Raw genomic sequence first — 20729 nt, 5'->3', positions numbered from 1 at the left:
GCCTTATTCTTTAATCACACTCTCAATTAAATTCACAAATAAATCAGCCGCATTTGGAACACCAATTTTTTTAGCAGCTCCAGCCATTGCCTGACGCTTATCTGCGTCCTGCATTAAATCATTGATGACATCAAACAGATGTCCACCAGTTAAGTTAGCCTCAGTGATTAGACTAGCAGCGCCAACGTCAACTAAGGCCTGTGCATTTTTGGTCTGATGATCGTTTGTCACATAAGGACTTGGTATTAGAACCATTGGCTTACCCAAAGCTGTTTGCTCAGCTATACTAGTTGCCCCAGCACGCCCAACAATTAAATCAACTTGTGGCATCAACTGCGGCATGTTGTTAATATAAGGAACAACTGCAATGTTATCAGCTACGTTAATCCCTTTGCTTGTTATTTCTTCGTTCACCTCAGCATAACGTTTTGCTCCAGTTACAAAAATAACTTGATATTTACTACGATTGAATACCTTTATTGCATCAACCATTGCATGATTCAGCTTTAGAGCGCCTTGCGAACCACCAAAAATAAGCACTGTTGGTTGTCCAGCTTTCAAGCCAAGACCTTGCCAGTCATATTTCCCATTGGTTTCCACCACTTCTTGCGCTCGGGGATTACCAACAACTGTTGCCAAATTGGGCTTAAAGGCGGCCAAAGCCGCTGGGAAAGCAACCCCAACCTTTGTAATCTTCCGTGCTAGAAAACGGTTCGTCACACCAATCACAGAATTCTGTTCATGGATAACCGTCGGAATCCCCAAACGTTGTGCTGCATAAACAACTGGTCCACTCACATAACCACCGGTACCAACAACCACGTCTGGTTTAAACTTGCGAATTAAGCGCTCAGATTCGTGAACAGCCTTCAAAAATAAGTAAACGGTTTTGAAGTTATCCGGAGACAAAGACCTCTTAAAGCCTTGTACTTTGACACTAGCAAAGTCATAACCAGCTTCAGGGACTATTTTACCCTCAAGCCCCCGCTCACTTCCAATATATAACACTGCAGTGTCTGGTTTTAATGCTCGTAATTTGTTTAAAGTTGCCAAAGCCGGGTAAATATGACCACCTGTACCACCACCAGAAATAATAATACGCATTTTAAATCACCTTTTCTAATTATCCTTATAATTGTGGACAGCATCCATAAATAAATTACCACGTGTTTCAAAATTAGGATATTGATCCCATGAAGCAGCTGCTGGCGACAACAAAATTATCTCACCAGGCTGTGCCAAAGTGAATGCTGGCTCAACTGCTGTCACAACGTCTTTAGTCTTAATTACCGGTAAGTCAAGTGTTTTAGCCATTGCAACCAATTTGTCAGCTGTTTGTCCAAAAACCACTAAAGCTTTGACATGTTCCTTTACCGCTGCTAAGAGCCGCATCTGGTCATCCCCCCGGTCTAAACCACCAGCCAGTAGAACTACCGGCTTCTTAAAGCCACTTAGTGCCATCTCAGTCGCCTCAATATCAGTGGCTTTTGAATCATTATAGACAGTCCGACCGGCAATGTCGCCTACCAGCTGCAAACGATGTTCTACACCGGTAAAGGCTTTGAGTGCTGATGCAATCCGCTCTGACTTGACCTTGGATAACTTTCCTACTGCAATCGCAACAAGGGCATTTTCAATATTATGTTGTCCTGGAACAGCCAAATCTTTTGCATCCATAATATATTCATCTGCAAAATATAACTTACCATTCGCTTGATAAGCACCACTATGATCTAAACCTAACCGAGAAAAAGGAATCACTTGCGCCTTAGTTTGCTCACCTAAAGCAACCCACTCTGCTCGATCAACGTTTAGCACCAGATAATCTTTTTTTGTTTGATTACGGGTAATTCCCATTTTTGCTTTAATATAATTTTCGCGGCTACCATGATAGTCCAAGTGTGACGCAAAAATATTAGTAATTACTGCAATATGTGGTTTAGCCGTTGGCATGCCCATCAATTGGAACGATGATAATTCAGTTACTAAAGTATCAGTTGCTCTAACTTGCTCGACTACTTCACTAACTGGCGTACCAATATTACCAGCGACAATCACTCGGTGATCATTATTAGCCGTTTGTTGTAGGACAGCATTAATCATTTCAACGGATGTTGTCTTACCATTTGAGCCAGTTAGGGCTATCCACTCACCTTGCATATAACGTTGTGCTAAGGCCACTTCAGTATAAATTGGTAACTGTTTTGCCAAAGCTGCCTGCAAAATTGGAATTTGATAAGGAATCCCTGGATTTTTGACAATCATATCCGTATCTGCTAATAAATCAACATCCTGTGCTTGAGTAAAGGTAACGCCTAAAGCTTGCAATGCTTGTACCTTTGAATCATCAAGATTTAACTTAGGGTCCGAAACAGTAACCGCTGCGCCTTCTTTCACCAGTAATCTTGCTACTGCTGCCCCAGATCTAGCAAATCCCACTACTAATACGCGCTTTGTCATGTTTCTACTCCTTTTAAAATAAAATTATGTATCTGCTGACCCAAAATGGCCAGCAGGGCTATTAACTCTTTAGTGTAGACTAAAGAAAATGATGGTTGCTAATAAACCAACCGTCCAAAACAGACTGTCGACTTTCCATTCTGACCAAGGATGAGCTGGGTTACCAAATAGTCCACCCTTTTCAAAACTATGGTGAATTGGTGTCATTAAGAACACCCGTCGACCAGTTAAACGAAAACTACCAATTTGAATCATCACCGTTAAAGTTTCAATCATAAAGACAAAACCAATTAGTAATAATGACCATTCAACATGCAAGACCAATGAGTTCATAGCCAAACCGGCACCCAATGCTAATGATCCAGTATCACCCATAAAGATTGAAGCTGGGTAGCGATTAAAAATCAAAAATGCTAAAAGTGCACCAATCATTAGTGTGTTGAAAAGAATCAACGTATTGTTTCCTTGCTGAAAGGCAATTACCGCATAAGCAATATATGCAATTACTGCCGTTCCTGAAGCTAAACCATCAAGACCATCTGTTAAATTAGTCGCATTTGACCAACCAACCAACCAAAAGATGGTAAAAATTGTATAAATTGCAACACCATGTAAGGCGCCGAGGTTGAAAGGTAAATTAAGCACAAAGTCAAAATGGCCCAAAGCCAAAACTAATACAGCTAAGATAGCTGCAAAGATTTGAGCTGCTAATTTGGGTAAGAAGCGGAAGCCTTCATCCCGATGATTCCAGATTTTAATACTGTCATCAAAAGCCCCAACAATTGCGTAAACCAATACCGCAAGTAATACTGCCCAACCAGTGGCATCATGCAGATTAAAAATTGTAGCCAAGATTAGATAGGCAACGACAACCACTGCGATAAAGCCAGCGCCCCCCATTGTAGGTGTTCCAGCTTTGGCTGCATGGTCAGGACCATGTTCTTGTTTACGCATTACTAGTTGTTCAACTTTAATTTTTTTAAACCATTCACGTAAGGCTGGTGTCACAATCACTGTCAACCCAAACCCTACCGCTAACCCAATTAGCCAGATCATTATATGTTACTTCCTCCACGTCCTACTTAGTTGGTTCTTTTAATTCTAATGAAATATTATTAACGCCATCCGTTAACTTAGTTCCCGTATTAACTGACTGAGTTGCCACAAAACCATCACCATGAATAATAATATCAACATTGGCTAGCTTTCCCCAGGTAAGAGCATCACTTTTTGACCAACCTTGCATATTAGGTACTTGAATCCCTGTACCTGTATTCAAGAAAATTCGCTGTCCAGGTAAGCTTGCTGTATCACCAACTGGCATTTGAGTTGCTACCTTATCACCGGTTCCCATTACAATCGGCTTTAGACTAGCAGCAGAAATATCGCGTTCTGCCTGACTAACGCTTTCACCCTTAGTAGTAGGAACTTTTCTTTGTTGATCGGCGCTGATCGTAATTTTATTATCATTTTCTGACATCGCCAAAGCTTGTGTCATAACTGATTTAAAGACATCAGCCTGATAGTCGTTAATCTTAGCTGCATTTTCTTGTGGCTGTTTAGTCACAATATACATTAAGTACCTTGGATTATCAGCCGGTGCCATTCCCATCCAAGAGAAAATTTCATTACTAGTATCCCCTGGACGACTATAACCAGCACTTGTAGCAATTTGTGCTGTTCCCGTTTTCCCGGCCGTTACAATATTTGGCAAGGCAAACATAGATGAAATTGAGCGCTTTGAATACAAAACAGTTTCTAATTGCTTACGAGTTTCCTTGGCAACGCTATTTGAAATAGGCTTACCAACAGATGTCTTCTTAGCTTGATAGACAACCTTATGAGTATTAGGATCAACAATTTTTTCAATAATATTGGGTTTCAATAAATTACCATTACCCGCAATCGCTGAATATGCTTGCAACATCTGAATTGGCGTAACCGAAATTCCTTGTCCAAAGGCAGTGTTGGCTTGTTCAAATGGATACTTAAACTCATAATTTCCACTTTGCTCACCAGCTAGTCCGGAATTAGTTGACTTTAAGAATTTAAAAGCCTTGATATACTTTCCCCATGTAGCTCCACCAATTTTTTGCTCTGTAAGTGAGAAAGCCACATTAGACGACAAGGCTAACCCATCAGCATAGCTAATATAACCCCAACCTTGACCATTGTTCCAATCAGTAATTTGCTTGCCATCAATATCCAAAGTACCTGATTTATAAGTTGCATTTGCATTCCAGTTATTCGTTGCGATAGCACTTGCCAGAGTAATCCCCTTCATAACTGAACCTGGCTCAAACTGGTCTTCAGTCAGTAAGTTAGTCCAATATGAACCTAACCCCTTACCAGTCGTTGCATTAAAACTAGGGCGTTGACTTACTGCAACGATGTTTCCAGTCTTTGTATCCATAACAACGGCAATTGCTGACTTAGGCTTTTCGTTTTTATCCAACTCATCCATCTTAGATTCTAAAGCCATTTGTAGCGTAGAATTTAGTGTTGTATAGATGTCATCACCATTTTTAACTGCTTTATTAGTTGCCCTCATTGTTGGATCAGAAGACGTTAAAGTTGAACCATCCTTACCACTTAATTGTTTATTATATGCTGCTTCCAAGCCCATCGTCCCCTGCAAAGTTGTTTTACCATTAACAACCTTTGGTTGAGCCAAGCCAATCAAGTGTGAAGCAAAAACGCCATTTGGATAAAATCGATCAGTTCCTGTGGAGAAAGTAACACCAGGTAGTTTATCTGCTTTTAGCGCTTCATATTGTGCGGAAGAAAGGTTTGAACCGACTGAACCAAATTCAACTTGGTAAGTATCCTTGGTCACATTTTTAAAGAAACCTTCATAATACTCTGGTGTTTTACCTAGCTCCTTAGCTAAAGCTTTTGCAATTCGTGAATAATCACCCTTACTGGCTGAGCTCACCGCACTACTTTTCGTACTTACTACAACCGCAACTGTATAGGTCGTTGTATTTTCAGCTATCACGTTCCCAACAGAATCATAAATAGTTCCACGCTTAGCAGGAACATAATTAGCTTGTTGATATAACTTTTGTGCATCTTTAGAAAGCGATTGCCCGTCTGCTTCCTTAGTAATAGCCGTTCTAGCAAAAACGAAGCCGAGCCAACCAACAACAACAAACATGAGTATCAGGAGAATCCATCCCGACATCCAACTTCGCTGCCTTGATTGTCTCGGCGTTATATTTCTTTTGAATAATTTAAACATAACTACTGTACATTCCGCACATTATTTACATTCATTGACAAGCCGGACTCTTGGGCAACCTGAGTCAAGCGGTCAGTGTTAGTCAATGTTGCAATGTCTTGTTTTAAATTGTTATTGTTATTTCGCGTATTAGTAACTTTTTGATTTATTTGCGTCAAGTTTTTTTGTGCATTGGCACTTTTATTCGACACGGTGATCACTGAGAATGCGACAGCTACCAAGGCCAAAATTGCCACATAATATGGTAATTTATCTTGAAAAGTCCAAGGAGTTGCATTTAACGCTTGGCGTCGTACTGGCTGTTTTGCAACCCTAGGGGCTCTATTCGGTTGAGTAGCTTGCCGTGCAGCTGTCTCACGGCTGTAATCTGGAACTTCCATCGTTTCTTCTCCTTGCACTATTTAATTCGTTCGATAACTCGTAACTTGGCTGAATGCGCACGATGATTGTTTAACAGTTCAGTCTCACTTGGCATAATCGGCTTACGACTAACTAACCGATAGTCTGGTTGTAACTCATCAGGAATTACCGGCAAACCAATTGGTAAGTCTGGCAGTGATGTCTTTTCTTTAAACATTGTTTTAACTAATCGATCTTCTAAAGAATGGAAAGTGATTACACTAATCCGCCCACCAACTTTTAGTAACTCCAACGCTTGTGCCAATGACTCTTCTACGGCACCAAGTTCATCATTTACAGCAATTCGAATCGCTTGGAATGATTTCTTTGCCGGATGGCCACCTGTACGCCGAGCCCCCATTGGAATTGCGGACTTAATAACTTCAACTAATTCAAAGGTCGTATTAATTGGTTGAACTGCCCGCTCTCTTTCAATTGCCCGTGCAATCTGCTTAGCAAACTTTTCTTCACCATAACGCGATAAGATTCGCATTAGATCGTTGAAGCTCCAATTATTGACAACTTCCCAAGCCGAAAGGTCCTGGGTCTGATCCATCCGCATATCCAATTTAGCATCATAATTGTAAGAAAAACCTCGCTGCCCATCATCAAATTGGGGCGAAGAAACGCCGAGGTCATAAACCATTCCATCTAGTTCAGTTACCCCATGTTCGGCTAGCTCACTTTTTAAATCGCGAAAATTAGCCTGCACTAATTCAACGCGGTCTTCTGCAAGTTCACTGGCTAAATGTTCTTTATTATAGTTAATTGCTCGTATATCTTGATCAAAAGCATAGACTTTACCAGTAGTAAGGAAACTAGCCAGTAACTTTGTATGGCCACCACCACCCAAAGTTCCATCGGCATAAATGCCCGCTGGTTTAACCGCTAAGTAGTCAATCGCCTCATTCAAAAGCACGGTTATGTGATTAAATTCTGCCATCTATCCTACTTGTCTCCATTCCTAAAAGCCCAAATCCATCAAACCGCTGGCAATGTCATCAAAGTCATCGGCTGTTTGTTCATTGTATTCTGTCCATGTTTCAGCTGACCAAATTTCAAAGCTGTCGTCCCCATTTCCAAATAGGGTTACATCTTTAGTGATACCTGCGTACTCTTTTAAATCAGCTGGCAAAGAAATTCTTCCTTGCTTATCAAACTCGGCCTCAACTGCACCAGCATAGATAAAACGACGGAACCGTCTTGCATCTTTATTTGTATTTGGTAATTGATTTAATTTTGTTGAAAATTCTTGCCAGCCTTCTAATGTAAAAGCATGCAAAGAATTTTCCATCCATTTCGTAACTACAAACGTCTCCCCAAGTTGATTACGGAATTTTGCTGGGACTATTAGCCGATTTTTACTATCAAGCGTATGTTGAAATGTACCCATAAACATTGGCCATAATCCCCTTTCATTCCAAAATCAGTTCAAAAAACGATAAAGTTATCCCTTGGATCAATTAACTATTCTAATTTACCACAATCCCCCACTATCAACCACCCCACCCCACCACCTTAACAAAGCTAATTCAAGTAAAATTCCGTCTAAATGTTGGTGTAACGGGAACAAAGGTCATCAAATTTTATTTTTAAATTTATTAAGCCTTCTTAATATCTTCTTAAGTTCCCTTTAAAAATGCGATTATATCAGTCTTTTTCACCATTGCATCTAAAGTGGGGCCTGGTGGGAGATAAATTAAAAAAAACGCCATTTCGGGAGTGTAACACCCAAAATGACGCTTTTATTTTGTTGCAAATGTCGCTATTTTATCTACTTAACGCTCTACCGATCACCCTTGAAACCACCATCAACTGGAATCTGGTCACTATAGTCCAAATCATCCGTTTGTCCGTGCGTGTAGGTAAAAATACTGATTACCAAATATAGCAAGGCAAAGAAATAACCATAAAGGACTACAAACAACCCTAGCCAAGTCGCCAGTGCAATAGCCAAGGGCCATAAAACTAGGAGATACCAAAACGCTCCATGTGCTCTTAAGTAAAAACCTGTATAAGCACTATAAATACTATTGATGATGAACATCAACCCAATGATTTTGAAATTATTAGATACCAAGTGGGTCTTATCAATCAAATATGGTAAGACAAAAGCTAACACTGGTAGCCATATCCAAAAATGCCAGGCAAACCCTTCTTTTAACCGTTTCATAATAACGCTCCAAATAAGTTATCGTTCAAGTTCTAAAGCATAGCTAAGTGCACTCAACAAATACAATGGTGCTGTTTCGGCTCGCAAAATACGAGGACCCAGTCCTGCTGCTTTAAAACCAACCGTTTCTAGATATGCTAATTCACTTTCCTTTAAACCACCTTCAGGGCCAACCAGAAAAGCAATTTTCTCACCTGCTTTTAACTCCGCTAAAGTTCGTGCCAAATGCATAGCTTCCCCTACCTTAGCACTTTCTTCCCATGCCACAATTTTTTGCGTATCAGCCGGTAAATCCAAAGCCTGCAAGTTTGATAGATAGCTAATCGTCGGTGTAATTAACCGGTGGCTCTGCTCAGCAGCTGCCTCTGCAATCTTGAGCAAACGTGCCACCTTTTTACTAGCTTTGCTTCCCCAATGCGTTACTGACCAAGCAGTTTCTACAAAAATTAAATGATTAACTCCAAGTTCTGTTGTCTTTTGTGCGACTAACTCAGGCTTGTCTCCTTTGGTTAAGCCAATAATCATTGTAACGTCGACTGGCAATTCGACTTCTGGGGCCATGAGCTCCAAAACAACCATCTTAGTTACATCAGCATCAGTTGACACCACTTCGGCAATCGCAACATGCTTTCGATCAGCAAGCACAAACTCAGCCTTGCTACCGACTTTAGCTCTCAAAACTGTCATAAAATGATGAGCAATGTCTGTTGGCAAGTCAAACTGACTGTTTATAGCTAAATCTTCTTCCAAAAAATATCGTTGCATTAATTTTCCTCAGCTACTACTTTACTAGCAATCAAGCCATACCAATCACCAAGCCGCATTTGCTCATCAAGTTGATAACCATTTGCCTCAAGCAGCTGACTAATTTTATCAAGCTTATCATAATAAATACCTGACAATAAAATTTTTCCCTCAGCTGCCAAATAAGGCTTAATATTAGGAATCAGCAATTCTAAGACCTCAGCTAACATATTAGCAACAATCAAATCAAATGGCTTAGCTGGAACTGCTGCCAATAAATCTGAGGCAACAATTTCAATATCAGCTGCCACTGCTGGGTTCAAATCAATATTATCACGAGCCGACTGAACAGCAACTTCGTCAATATCAGTTGCTAAAACCTTACTTGCACCCAAAAGTTTAGCCGCAATTGCTAAGACTCCTGATCCAGTTCCTACGTCTAAGACGCTTTCTTCACCTCGAATAACAGTTTCTAAGGCCTGCAACATCAATTGAGTCGTTGGATGTGTACCAGTTCCAAAAGCCATCCCTGGATCCAAAACAATTTGGTGTTCACGTATGTCACTAGGTTGGTATTCCTCCCAGTCTGGTACTACCGTTAAATATCGTGTCACCCTAAGAGGATGATAATACTTTTGCCACTCAGTCGCCCAGTCTTCTTCAGCAACCCCAACTAGCTCAACCGTCCCAGGCAATGAGTTTAAACCAAAGTCAACCAATCGTTGCACTTTTTGCTGAATCTCAAGCACTAGCTCTGTTAAATTAGTTTCACTTGCAAAAAATCCAGCCACTTTTGCGCCTTCTGTTAAATGATCAATTTCGTTCCAATCAAGAAAGACCGTTGCATCATTTGACGTAAAGTTTTCCACATCTGCAGAATCTTCAATTTGAATTCCTTGGGCGCCAGCCTCCATTAAAATATTACTTACTGCCTCAACCGCTTCACTTTGGGTTGTAACGTTAATTTGCTGCCAGCTCATTTGCGTCTCCTCACTCATCTTTTGTCACATTAAGTATAGCAAAACATTACTTTAACGACAAAGGCGCAAAACATTGATTTGGATTTACGCTGATTACTTTTTAATAAAAAAAAGCGAAATCAATTATGATTTCGCTAATCTTTATAAACAAGATAAATCGAGTTTAGTCGATTGTTTGGATAGTCATCAAGTTAGTAGTACCTGATTCAGTTACAGGTACACCAGCAGTAACGATGATTGTATCACCCTTTTGAGCCAAACCGCGCTCAACAGCCATCTTTTTAGCTGCTTCAATCATTGCATCAGTATCTGATGGTGCTTCAGCAATAACTGGTTGAACACCCCAGTACATCATCAATGCACGTTCAACACGCTCATCGAAAGTCAAAGCCAAGATATCAGCATTTGGACGGTACTTTGAAATCATCTTTGCAGTATAACCTGACGTAGTTGCGGCAACAATGGCCTTAACATCCAAGTTTGCAGCTGCAGTAGCCACAGCAGCGGCTACAGATTCAGTATCATCAGTTACATCAAAGTTATTGATGTGACGTCCGTTGATAGCCAAAGCAGTCTCAGCCTTTTCGTCGATACGAGCCATCGTAGCAACTGACTCAACTGGGTAGTCACCATTAGCTGACTCACCAGAAAGCATTGTTGCATCAGTTCCGTCAAAGACAGCATTGGCAACGTCAGATGCTTCGGCACGTGTAGGACGTGGGTTCTCTTGCATTGAGTCCAACATGTCAGTAGCAGTGATAACTGGCTTACCAGCTGCGTTCATCATGCGGATCAAGTTCTTTTGTACCAAAGGAACGTTTTCGGCTGGAATCTCAACACCCATGTCTCCACGAGCAACCATCAATCCATCAGAAACTTCCAAGATAGCTGGGAAGTTATCGATACCTTCTTGTGATTCGATCTTAGGGAAGATCATTACATCTTCCATACCAGCCTCGCGCAAGATAGTGCGAATCTCTTCAACATCTTCTGGCTTACGAACGAATGATGCAGCGATGAAGTTAATGTTTTGAGTAAGACCAAAACGAATATCATCAGCATCCTTCTCAGTGATACCAGGCAAGTTGATTGAAACACCAGGTGCGTTAACACCCTTACGTGATCCCAAAGTGTTGTTATTTTGAACAACTGTAACCAATTCCTTGGCTGCGTCGTCCTTTTCAGTAATCAACATGTCAATCTTACCATCATCGAACAATACGTGACCGCCAACAACAACGTCATCGAATAGTCCTGGGTAAGTAACAGCAATCTTTTCCTTAGTTCCCTCAAGGCTATCATCCATTGAGATACGAACTACATCACCAGTATTGAATTCAATCTTACCAGTTGGTGTGTTTTGCTTAGTAGTACGGATTTCCGCACCCTTAGTATCCAACAAGAAACCAACTTTCTTGCCAGTAATCTTTTCAGCTTCGTGAACAGCGTTCATACGAGCCAAGTGCTCCTCGTGATCACCGTGTGAAAAGTTAAAACGGAAAACATTTGCCCCAGCTTCAATCAACTTAGCAATTGTGTCAACGTCTGAACTTGCAGGTCCAAGCGTAGAAACGATTTTGGTCTTCTTCATGTCTGAAAAATCTCCTTAATTCCATAGGTAGTATATCTTTATCAATGACTAGTATTTTACACTTGATTGTATGAATTGTATAGGTAAAAATTCTTATTATTCGCATTCGTGATTGTTAGCGCTTTCATAAAAGACACATACTTGTCAATATTGTACTAATATATATAGGCTAAATTGCCAGTATTTTAGTCAAGTTCTCCTTAGTTGAACCAGCTTCATCCTAACTTTACTTTCTATAATATTCGTCTGTCTGAAAATTCGACCTATATTTAGCAAGCTACTACTCTAAATTCCTGCAAAGGTGAAAGAGTAACAGACATTAAAACGAGATGGCTTTAATTTGGTTAATTCTATAAAATTTTACTAAAATCATTTAAGTTATTATGCCAAACTTAAGACCTAATTCTTAATATGATAGACTAATAATATCTGTTAAATACTTTAGGAGATTTACCTTATGATTATCGGTCCTGATCGTTTACGCAAACCATTAATGTTTCTTTGGCTAATTATTTTTTTAATTGTTGGCTCCAATCTTTTTTTGCCAAGTCCTTTGCTTAACATAATCGATAATTTCACCTTTAATTTCCAAAATTTGTTTTTACCAACCTGGCTATTAACAATCGCTGCCCCTTTCACTTGGTTTAGTCACGGATTTGGTAATGCCATTTTAATCTTCTTACTAATCTTTTTGCTCTGGGGCTTTAAATACAAAATTCCAGCAGCCTGGCTTCTACTCACCAATCTATCCGGCTGGCTATTAATTTCAATGCTCACCTTACTTTTAAAACATCATATTGCTGGTGGTGAGACCGCCTTTCCAAATGTGGCTATCTTCTTTACCACTCTTTTAATTACCTATCTATATAATATAGTCTTACCAGAACTTACTAAGGTTCGTTACCAAATCTTGCTGCAAATCTTTTGCATTCTAACTTTCTTAACAACCATCGTCTATGAAATCGGCCACCGTATCGCTGTCCCAACAGACCTATTAGCTGGTTGGCTCCTAGCCTTAATCTGGCTTTCGTTGGCTGAACTTATGTACGTTAAATACGCTAAACCCATGCGTCGCCGGGTCATCTTCCGTAACTCATGGTATTAAGCCTACAAAAAAAGGATTTATCCGCTTGCTAATCACTAGCTTTTGGATAAATCCTTTTTATTTTATGATAACCCGCTAATCTTACCTTCCGCATCAATATCCATATCCATTGCTGCTGGGTGCTTAGGCAAACCTGGCATCGTTAGGATTGTCCCGGTCATTGCGACAAGGAAACCTGCGCCTAATTTAGGCACAAATTCCCGCACATGAATTTTAAAGTCATGCGGTGCACCTAACAACTTAGGATCATCAGATAGTGAATATTGCGTCTTCGCCATAATGATTGGTAAACGATCCCAACCGAATTTAGCAAATGTTTTTAACTGTTTTTCAGCCTTGCTTGAAAGTTCAACACCGAGGCCACCATAAATATCGCGTACAATTTTGTTCAACTTATCCAATGCTGGCTCAGAAAAATCATATAGCGGTTGAAAATCACTTACCTGCTGACTGCTATCGATCACTGCTTGGGCTAGATTTTTTGCACCAGCCCCACCATCAGCCCAGACGGTAACTGGATAAGCAGTGGTCTGTTTTGTGCTAACATATTCAGTTAGCAATTGAAGCTCTGCATCCGTATCCTCAGTAAAGCGATTAACTGCGACTAACACAGGTACACCATAACGTTGCATACTCTTCAAGTGCTGGCCTAGATTAGCTAAACCAGCTTGTAGCGCAGCTAAATCTTCGACTTTGAGTTGATCTTTATTTGCGCCACCATTTAACTTCAAAGCACGCACCGTTGCAACAATGACAATTGTATCCGGTGTTTTTCCCAAAAGCGGTACCTTAAAGTCTAAGAACTTTTCACCACCTAAGTCAGCACCAAAGCCAGCTTCGGTAACAACGTAATCAGCCAATTGTAGAGCTGTTTTAGTTGCTTTAATCGAATTTGTTCCCTGTGCAATATTGGCAAAAGGCCCACCATGAATTAGGACTGGTGTATGCTCTAACGTCTGCACCAAGTTTGGCTTAATTGCATCTTTTAACATCACAGTTAAGGCACCCGCAACACCTAAATTATCAACCGTAACTGGTTGGCGGTCATAATTATAGGCAACCACAATACGCTTTATCCGAGCCTTTAAATCCATTAAGTCATGCGACAAAGTTAGAATTGCCATTAGTTCAGAGGCCACCGTTATATCAAAGCCGTCTTCACGAGGAACCCCACTTGTTGGACCACCTAGGCCAATCATAATATGCCGTAAAGCCCGATCATTTACGTCAAGTGCCCGCTTCCAGATAATTCTTCTTGGATCAATGTTTAAAGGATTACCTTGCTGAAGCGAATTATCAATTAAGGCCGCCAAAGTATTGTGCGCACTAGTCAAAGCATGGAAATCACCAGTAAAGTGTAGGTTGATGTCGGCCATTGGAACTACCTGGGCCATTCCACCACCAGTAGCACCACCCTTCATCCCCATAACTGGTCCCATCGAAGGTTCGCGTAAAGCGACCATTGTTTTGGCTGCAAGCTGATTCATTGCATCAGCCAAACCAACAGTTACCGTTGACTTACCTTCTCCGGCCATTGTCGGATTAATTGAAGTAACTAAAATTAACTTGCCTAGTTTAGCCTGGTCAGCCTTAGCTGGGTCAAGCACTACCTTGGCCTTATCATAACCATATGGTTCTAATTCGGCCGGGGTTAAACCAACCTGACTTGCAACTTTACTAATTGGCCAAATTTCAGCTGCCTGAGCAATTTCAATATCAGTTTTCATATTCCTTACTCCTTACTCCTCTTACTGTTCTGCTGGGATAAACAACTTCCGTACATGACTAATAAAATACAATGAACCGGTGATAATCGTCATTTCTTTTCGATTAGGTTCTAACAAAAGCGCCTTTACCAAGGCTTGCCAATCTGCGACTAAATGCACGTTATCTGCTGATAGATACTGATAGTCAGCCAAATTTAAAGCCCGCTGGTCATCAAAGGTTGTAATAATGATCTGAACCTGTGGTAATTGGGCTAAGAGCCCTAACATACTGGCAATGTCTTTGGTAATAATTGCTGAAAAGATAATCGTAATTTGCTGATTAGTATAATCTTTTTTGATATTTTCAATGAGTCTTTCCATTGCTGGTACATTATGGGCACCATCCAAAATAACCAAAGGCTTTTTTGAAATCATTTCCATCCGTGCCGGCCATTCGACTTCTAACAAAGCCTGCCGAATTTTGGTTGCATCCAAAGTAAGTTTCTGCTTTTTTGCATAAATAAAAGCAACTTCAAGGGCTAAACCGGCATTCTCTAGTTGATAATGACCTGCCAGGCCGCTTCTTAGGCCAGCTAATGTTTGATTATTATTTTGGAAAGTAAAACTCCCATCGACCGCTGGCAAAACCTGATAATCGGTTTGCCAACGATATTGCATCACCCCAACCTTTTGCGCCGTAGCATCAATCACTTCCATTGCGGTTGGTCCAATGTTACCAGTAACTAGGTCAGCTGATGCCTTGATTATACCAGCCTTCTGTCTGGCAATAGCCGGTAAATCTTTACCTAATATCGGTACATGATCCAGTCCAATGGTGGTAATTGCGGTAACCACAGGGGTTAAGACATTTGTACTGTCTTCTAAGCCCCCCATGCCAACTTCGATAATGGCTAAGTCGACTGCCTGATCTAAAAAATATTGAAAAGCAATCGCCGTTGTAATTTCAAATAAGGTCGTACCTTCTGTTAAGGGGTCTTTATCCAGCTGCTCAACTAATGGCCGAATCTTTGTAATCTGCTGCTGCAAAGCGTTTAAGCTAATTGGCTGACCGTTAATCATGATTTGTTCTGTAAAGTCTCTAATTGCTGGACTGGTAAACGTCCCTACCTTTAATTGATGCGCCTGTAAAATTGAACGTGTAAAAACTACCGTTGAACCCTTACCATTTGTACCTGCAACATGGATAGTTGGATATGCTAATTGTGGGCTACCTAGCATAGCCAAGAGGGCTTTAATCCTTACTAAGCCCGGCCGAATGTTAAATTTCTTGCGTTGTTCAAGCCAATTTTCTTCTGCACTTACTACCATATGCTCTCTTTTCTAACTGCCGCTAATAGAAAAATTCTAGATAAAAGCCGGGATTATCCATGGTCTTTTACATTTAATCTGCCAAGTTAAAATAAACTTTGAACTCTTCACTAGCCATATTGACATCCATTAGACGTACTGGCAACTCAGCCAAGCTGGCCGGCTGTGATGATAACTCTAGCTGAAAACGAAAGTCAATATGGCGATGCGCAATTTGTTTTTTTAGTGCATTTTCGGGAATTTCAATTATATTTACATCCACTAATTTACCACCTACTGCTTTTAAACCAGTTTCCTCAGAGAACTCTCGCCGTGCCGTAGCTAAGGGCTGTTCATCCAACTCGACGTGACCAGCTGGCAACAACCAAGTTTTTAAATAGGGATGTTTAATGAAAATTACCTGTTTATCAACAAAGACTAACGCACTTGCCGATATCTGTAGGTGCGAATCAACGCGACCCCGTAATTCTAACGGATAGGTTGCAAGTAGTTGCCGAATCTCAAATAGCTTAGTATCCTGCTGTTGTGAATCCTCAAGTGTATCCATTAGACTAAGTAAATCTTGATTGCGCATGAATCCTAATACTCCTGATACTTAATATATCCATCAATCAATAAACGAGTTGCCTTGGTATCATGCACACGAATTACCCGACCACCAGCTTCAAGCATCTTAGCTTCAAAAACTAGGCTACTAGTTAATCGCTGCTCTTCTGGCACCGCAAAAACCTTTGACATAAATGATTTATGTGAAATTGCCAACATGACTGGCAAACCTTGTTGGGTCAAAACTTCAGTTGCCTTAACTCGTTCAACTGAATCCATACCATTTCTTTGATCAAAAAAACCTACACCGGCATCAATACAAAGTTGCTCATTCGTGAGCCCTTGGGCCAGTAAAGCTGCTTGCTTGGCAGCAAAGAAACTTGGTAGCTCCTCATACACATTATCTGCATATTCAAAACCAGCACGTCCATTATTCATAATAACCACTGCAGGCCGATATTTAGCAAGTAAGGCCATCTTTTCTGCCGTATCAAAACCATCAATGTCATTGATAATATCAGCCCCAGCTAAGAGGGCCTGTTCCATAACGTACGGTTCGTCAGTATCAATTGCAATTACTGCCTCTGGGAAGCGCGCTCGAACTGCGGCAAGTGGCTGTTCTAGCCTAGCCCATTCGGCAGCCGGACTGATATCTTCATAACCAGGGCGTGAAGACTTACCACCAAATTCAATCACGTCAGCTCCAGCTGCAAGGTCCTTTGCCACCCGATCTAAGACGTAATCCAAGGTTAAGTTGTTTGGATTACCGTCATAAAAAGAATCTGGCGTAATATTCACAATCGCATAAACAATTGGTTTAAAAGTTAAGTCGAATTTAAAACGCTTGCCTGCCCAGATCACCTGGCGTTCCGCCAGAATTGCTGCCAACTGAGCCTTTGCATTTCCCTGTGCCCAATGATTAATCAAGTGCCGTAATTCAAAGACTGAAAGCGAAACCAACAACTCATCTGGTTTTAGCCAATTAATCTGTATATTACCAGCTAAAATTCGCCGAATTTCAACGACCGTATCTTCGTCAATGCCCTTAAATATTAGACCAACATTCGTTAAAGCCTTGCTCTTTGGATTCAATGCAACGATTTCCATAAATCACTCTCCCTTATCCTACAAGCCTGCCAAAAATTCTTGTCGCATGTTGGCATCCGTTTCAAAAACGCCTGTATAGTAACTTGTTTTCGTATGTGAATTGAGCTTTTTAATTCCCCGCATCTCAACACACATATGCCGTGCCTCAACTACTACAGCTACACCCAATGGTGCTAGGATTTCAACCAAGGTTTCAGCAATCTCGCGTGTCAAATTTTCTTGTACTTGTAACTTTTGAGAAACGTATTCAACTAAACGCGGAATTTTTGATAAACCAATAATTTTGCCAGCTTGTGGTAAATAAGCAACATGCACTTGTCCAAAAAAAGGTAGCATGTGATGCTCACACATTGAATAAAACGGAATATCTTTCATTACAATTAGTTGATTACGTTCATCAGGACTAGTTTCAAAAAGCTTATAGTCTTCAAAAGGGCCTTTAGTTTGTGATGCTAGGATTTCTTCATACATTTTAGCAACACGTTGCGGAGTTTCCACTAACCCTTCTCGCTGTGGATCTTCGCCAACAGCGGATAAGATTGTCTTCACAGCCGCAGCAATTTTTTCTTTGGGGGTTAAATCGACCGCAACTTTTTCTAGGCGTTGATCTGTAACGGTCTTTGCTAACTGCTCTAAAGCAGTGTTTACCTGCGCTTTGACTGGTGCAGAATCTTCCATAATTTCCGCCAAAGGTTGCAAAACAAAATACCGGTTAAATGCCTCTGGATGTGGCACCTTTAAGTTTGCTTGATCAATTTGCTGTTCACCATAAAAAATAATATCAATATCAATCGTTCGTGGTCCCCAATGCACAAGCCGTTGCCGATTTAATTGTTTTTCAATCGTATGAATTAAATCGAGGAGTTCTTGTGCTGATAGGGTTGTCATAATCTCAATGGCTAAGTTAATGAAGTTATCTTGAACTACGCCCCCAACTGGTGAGGTTTCATAGAAGCTAGATTGTTTGCTTACCATAACTTTTTGATTCGTTCCCAATAAAGTTAATGCTTGTTCTAAGTAATGTTGTCGATCACCAAGATTGCTACCTAAACTTAAATAAACTGTTTCCATCGCTTAACCCCGCATTTCAATTTCAGTATTTGCAAAAATTCCATCAATTGGTACTGCTAATTTTCTAACATGTACTTCAACCGCCGCAATCCGCGTTGGATCTTGCTGCTTAATTGTCTGAATAATATCAAAGGCCAATTTCTCAATTAAGTCAACCCGTGAAGCATCGACAATTTGCTTGGTTGCAGTATAAAAATCTACATAACTAAGACTTTCAGTCAGTTGATCTTGTCCACTAAAATCGAAATTAGTTTCCACCTGTAAATCAACTTCAATTTGTTGTCCAAGGATTTTTTCTTCTGCTAAGACACCAATGTGACTATGAAATTGCATTTTATTAATTTTAATCTTATACATTTTTATTCACCCCTACAGTGCCTTTTGAATCCGTAAAAACTCATATCTCCATTGTAGGGATTGGACCGGCATAAGTAAATTGTTTGCTGAGCATTCAGAATGGATTTTCTAAGCTGCATCGTTTTACTAATTGACCCACATCAAATATGCCCTTAGTAAGTTTGACGCAGTAAAGCTCAAAAGTATAAAATGACTGTAATAGTAATTACAATTACAAATAAACTTAATCTATGGGAGAAAAAATTGACCACTAAATCGCTATCAATAATCGTTCCCGTTTATAATGAAGAAGTTGCTATCCCCATCTTTATTGACGCTGTCCAGCAGAACATGCGTAAAATGCCTGAACTTGAAGTTTCTTTTTGGTTTATCGATGATGGTTCAACTGATAAAACCATTGATATTTTAGAAAATGTTAGTCACCAAGATCCATTAATTCATTACATTGAATTTTCACGTAACTTTGGTAAAGAAGCTGCTCTCTACGCTGGATTGCAGCATGCTAAAGGTGATTATCTAGCAGTTATGGATGTTGACTTACAAGACCCACCAGAATTACTACCAGAAATGTTACAAGATGTAATGTCTGGCAAGTGGGACTCCGTTGGCTCGAGGCGTACCAATCGGGATGGTGAAGCTCACCTCAGGTCATTTTTTAGCGACCTATTTTATTGGCTCATCAATAAGGTTTCCGATACTAAATTAGTGAAAGGTGCCCGTGACTACCGTGTCATGACTCGCCAAATGGTTGATGCCATTTTAAGCATGACCGAATACAATCGCTTTTCAAAGGGGATTTTTTCTTGGGTTGGTTTCAAAACTAAATACCTTGAATTTGAAAATGTCGATCGCGTTGCCGGTAACACTTCTTGGTCCTTTATGAGTCTTTTTAGATATTCCATTGAAGGGATTATCAACTTTTCAACTATCCCCTTGGATTTAGTTATTGCCACTGGTTTGGTCACCTTTTTTGCTTCAATTATTGGCATCATCGTTATTATTATTCGGGCTTTAATTTTCCCAAATACGGCGGTTTTTGGTTGGCCTTCCCTAGTTGTCATTATCCTTTTAATTGGTAGTATTCAGCTATTAAGCATCGGAGTAATTGGCCGTTACATTTCCGGTATCTATAAGGAAGTTAAACATCGGCCAATCTATATTGCACGGCGTATTAAATAAGGAAATTTGCTAATTTTGCATTCTGACAATCTATTCTTAAAAACTTGTATAAAAAATATCCGTATGACTATCTAGCAGTCATACGGATGTTTTTTGTTAAGTTACTTACGACGACCTAATGGAATTCGATTATCCAAACTTTTATCGGCAATTGTATAGTTTGCGATATCTTCTTGCAATGTCTTTTTATAGAGCCAAACCAAGAAATTATAAACTACTAAGAGAATCAATAAGTTCACCAAAATCGTTGGAAACATATGGAAAATAATGAAGCTTGATAAGTTTGCATTAGCCATATTGATAATTCCAAAAGCCATATAGTCGAAAAACAAATATGCACTTAGCGCAATAAACCAGGTTAATACGGCTGAACCAAAGTTGGTCGCAAAATATTTTTTAATTATCAATGCAATCCAGACTACCAAAGGGAAACCAACCATAGCAATACCAACAACACCATTATAGAACAAATCAAAAAGCAAGCCAGAAACGATTGCTGCCCCATATAGACTTTGTTTACTTAGTTGGTCAGCGAAACCACCGATAATTGGGATAATTAACACGATTATCGTCAGAAAGGGACTTGCAGACATTGGCTGATGAAAGAGAACAGGCGCAGCATTTAAAGCTATCGCGCCATCTAATAGCATGGCAATAAATACTAAGAAAAAATGTAACCACTTCATAGGAATATATTTCATTTGAAGAACTCCAGGCGTGAGGTAACACCCCACGCAATCT

The 20729-nt window shown here is 40.1% G+C and carries 20 protein-coding genes; 2 read left to right on the top strand and 18 right to left on the bottom strand.

The annotated features are described in order from the left end of the window. Window positions 1-3: 3 nt before the first annotated feature. From murG to pyk, 11 genes are all read right to left on the bottom strand, one after another. A complete protein-coding gene (gene murG, locus TT13_RS03600; RefSeq protein ID WP_027698728.1) occupies window positions 4-1104 on the bottom strand; it encodes an undecaprenyldiphospho-muramoylpentapeptide beta-N-acetylglucosaminyltransferase in 1101 nt (366 codons plus the stop codon). A 15-nt stretch (window positions 1105-1119) separates the two neighbouring features. Beyond that, window positions 1120-2460 (bottom strand): UDP-N-acetylmuramoyl-L-alanine--D-glutamate ligase, encoded by a 1341-nt coding sequence (gene murD / locus TT13_RS03595; RefSeq protein WP_027698727.1) that lies wholly within the window; start codon window positions 2458-2460, stop codon window positions 1120-1122. 69 nt (window positions 2461-2529) lie between these two features. Further along, complete coding sequence (mraY, locus tag TT13_RS03590; RefSeq protein WP_027698726.1) at window positions 2530-3516, bottom strand: phospho-N-acetylmuramoyl-pentapeptide-transferase; 987 nt, start codon at window positions 3514-3516, stop codon at window positions 2530-2532. A gap of 22 nt (window positions 3517-3538) precedes the next feature. Then, complete coding sequence (locus TT13_RS03585; RefSeq protein WP_242868514.1) at window positions 3539-5617, bottom strand: penicillin-binding transpeptidase domain-containing protein; 2079 nt, start codon at window positions 5615-5617, stop codon at window positions 3539-3541. A gap of 86 nt (window positions 5618-5703) precedes the next feature. Then, on the bottom strand, window positions 5704-6081 hold the full coding sequence (ftsL, locus tag TT13_RS03580) for a cell division protein FtsL (RefSeq protein ID WP_027698724.1): 378 nt from the start codon (window positions 6079-6081) through the stop codon (window positions 5704-5706). 17 nt (window positions 6082-6098) lie between these two features. Then, window positions 6099-7043 carry a 16S rRNA (cytosine(1402)-N(4))-methyltransferase RsmH gene (gene rsmH, locus TT13_RS03575; protein ID WP_027698723.1) on the bottom strand — a complete coding sequence of 315 codons (945 nt, stop codon included), beginning with the start codon at window positions 7041-7043 and terminating at the stop codon, window positions 6099-6101. A gap of 21 nt (window positions 7044-7064) precedes the next feature. Continuing rightward, a complete protein-coding gene (gene mraZ / locus TT13_RS03570; protein WP_027698722.1) occupies window positions 7065-7499 on the bottom strand; it encodes a division/cell wall cluster transcriptional repressor MraZ in 435 nt (144 codons plus the stop codon). A gap of 387 nt (window positions 7500-7886) precedes the next feature. Further along, window positions 7887-8273 carry a hypothetical protein gene (locus TT13_RS03565; protein ID WP_027698721.1) on the bottom strand — a complete coding sequence of 129 codons (387 nt, stop codon included), beginning with the start codon at window positions 8271-8273 and terminating at the stop codon, window positions 7887-7889. An 18-nt stretch (window positions 8274-8291) separates the two neighbouring features. Beyond that, window positions 8292-9038: an RsmE family RNA methyltransferase gene (locus TT13_RS03560; protein WP_027698720.1), complete on the bottom strand. Its 747-nt coding sequence runs from the start codon at window positions 9036-9038 to the stop codon at window positions 8292-8294. Then, window positions 9038-9997, bottom strand: a complete 960-nt coding sequence (prmA, locus tag TT13_RS03555; RefSeq protein ID WP_027698719.1) for a 50S ribosomal protein L11 methyltransferase — start codon at window positions 9995-9997, stop codon at window positions 9038-9040. The genes TT13_RS03560 and prmA overlap by 1 nt, the downstream gene beginning before the upstream one ends. A gap of 163 nt (window positions 9998-10160) precedes the next feature. Beyond that, entirely contained in the window at window positions 10161-11588 is a 1428-nt protein-coding gene (gene pyk / locus TT13_RS03550; protein ID WP_027698718.1) for a pyruvate kinase, read from the bottom strand. Between the two features lie 457 nt (window positions 11589-12045). Between pyk and TT13_RS03545 the strand changes: the two genes are divergently transcribed. After that, window positions 12046-12693 (top strand): hypothetical protein, encoded by a 648-nt coding sequence (locus TT13_RS03545; protein WP_027698717.1) that lies wholly within the window; start codon window positions 12046-12048, stop codon window positions 12691-12693. 62 nt (window positions 12694-12755) lie between these two features. Here the strand turns inward: TT13_RS03545 and TT13_RS03540 are convergent, their stop codons facing one another. The 6 genes from TT13_RS03540 to folB form a co-directional block, all read right to left on the bottom strand. Next, complete coding sequence (locus tag TT13_RS03540; RefSeq protein WP_027698716.1) at window positions 12756-14420, bottom strand: formate--tetrahydrofolate ligase; 1665 nt, start codon at window positions 14418-14420, stop codon at window positions 12756-12758. A gap of 21 nt (window positions 14421-14441) precedes the next feature. Further along, entirely contained in the window at window positions 14442-15728 is a 1287-nt protein-coding gene (locus TT13_RS03535; protein WP_027698715.1) for a bifunctional folylpolyglutamate synthase/dihydrofolate synthase, read from the bottom strand. Between the two features lie 73 nt (window positions 15729-15801). Then, entirely contained in the window at window positions 15802-16302 is a 501-nt protein-coding gene (locus TT13_RS03530) for an NUDIX domain-containing protein (protein ID WP_027698714.1), read from the bottom strand. Between the two features lie 5 nt (window positions 16303-16307). Beyond that, window positions 16308-17381 carry a dihydropteroate synthase gene (gene folP / locus TT13_RS03525; RefSeq protein WP_027698713.1) on the bottom strand — a complete coding sequence of 358 codons (1074 nt, stop codon included), beginning with the start codon at window positions 17379-17381 and terminating at the stop codon, window positions 16308-16310. A gap of 18 nt (window positions 17382-17399) precedes the next feature. Further along, entirely contained in the window at window positions 17400-18452 is a 1053-nt protein-coding gene (gene folE, locus TT13_RS03520) for a GTP cyclohydrolase I FolE (RefSeq protein ID WP_027698712.1), read from the bottom strand. A gap of 3 nt (window positions 18453-18455) precedes the next feature. Further along, window positions 18456-18809: a dihydroneopterin aldolase gene (gene folB / locus TT13_RS03515; RefSeq protein ID WP_027698711.1), complete on the bottom strand. Its 354-nt coding sequence runs from the start codon at window positions 18807-18809 to the stop codon at window positions 18456-18458. 189 nt (window positions 18810-18998) lie between these two features. Here folB and TT13_RS03510 point away from each other — a divergent pair, with 189 nt between their 5' ends. Next, window positions 18999-19988 carry a glycosyltransferase family 2 protein gene (locus TT13_RS03510; RefSeq protein WP_082816172.1) on the top strand — a complete coding sequence of 330 codons (990 nt, stop codon included), beginning with the start codon at window positions 18999-19001 and terminating at the stop codon, window positions 19986-19988. Between the two features lie 101 nt (window positions 19989-20089). Here the strand turns inward: TT13_RS03510 and mreD are convergent, their stop codons facing one another. Further along, window positions 20090-20689, bottom strand: coding sequence for a rod shape-determining protein MreD (gene mreD / locus TT13_RS03505; RefSeq protein WP_027698709.1), 600 nt, complete (start codon window positions 20687-20689; stop codon window positions 20090-20092). Window positions 20690-20729: the final 40 nt, after the last annotated feature.

Source organism: Weissella oryzae SG25 (genome assembly GCF_000691805.2).
Taxonomy (GTDB): domain Bacteria; phylum Bacillota; class Bacilli; order Lactobacillales; family Lactobacillaceae; genus Weissella; species Weissella oryzae.
This window is presented reverse-complemented; position numbering and strand designations above follow the sequence as displayed.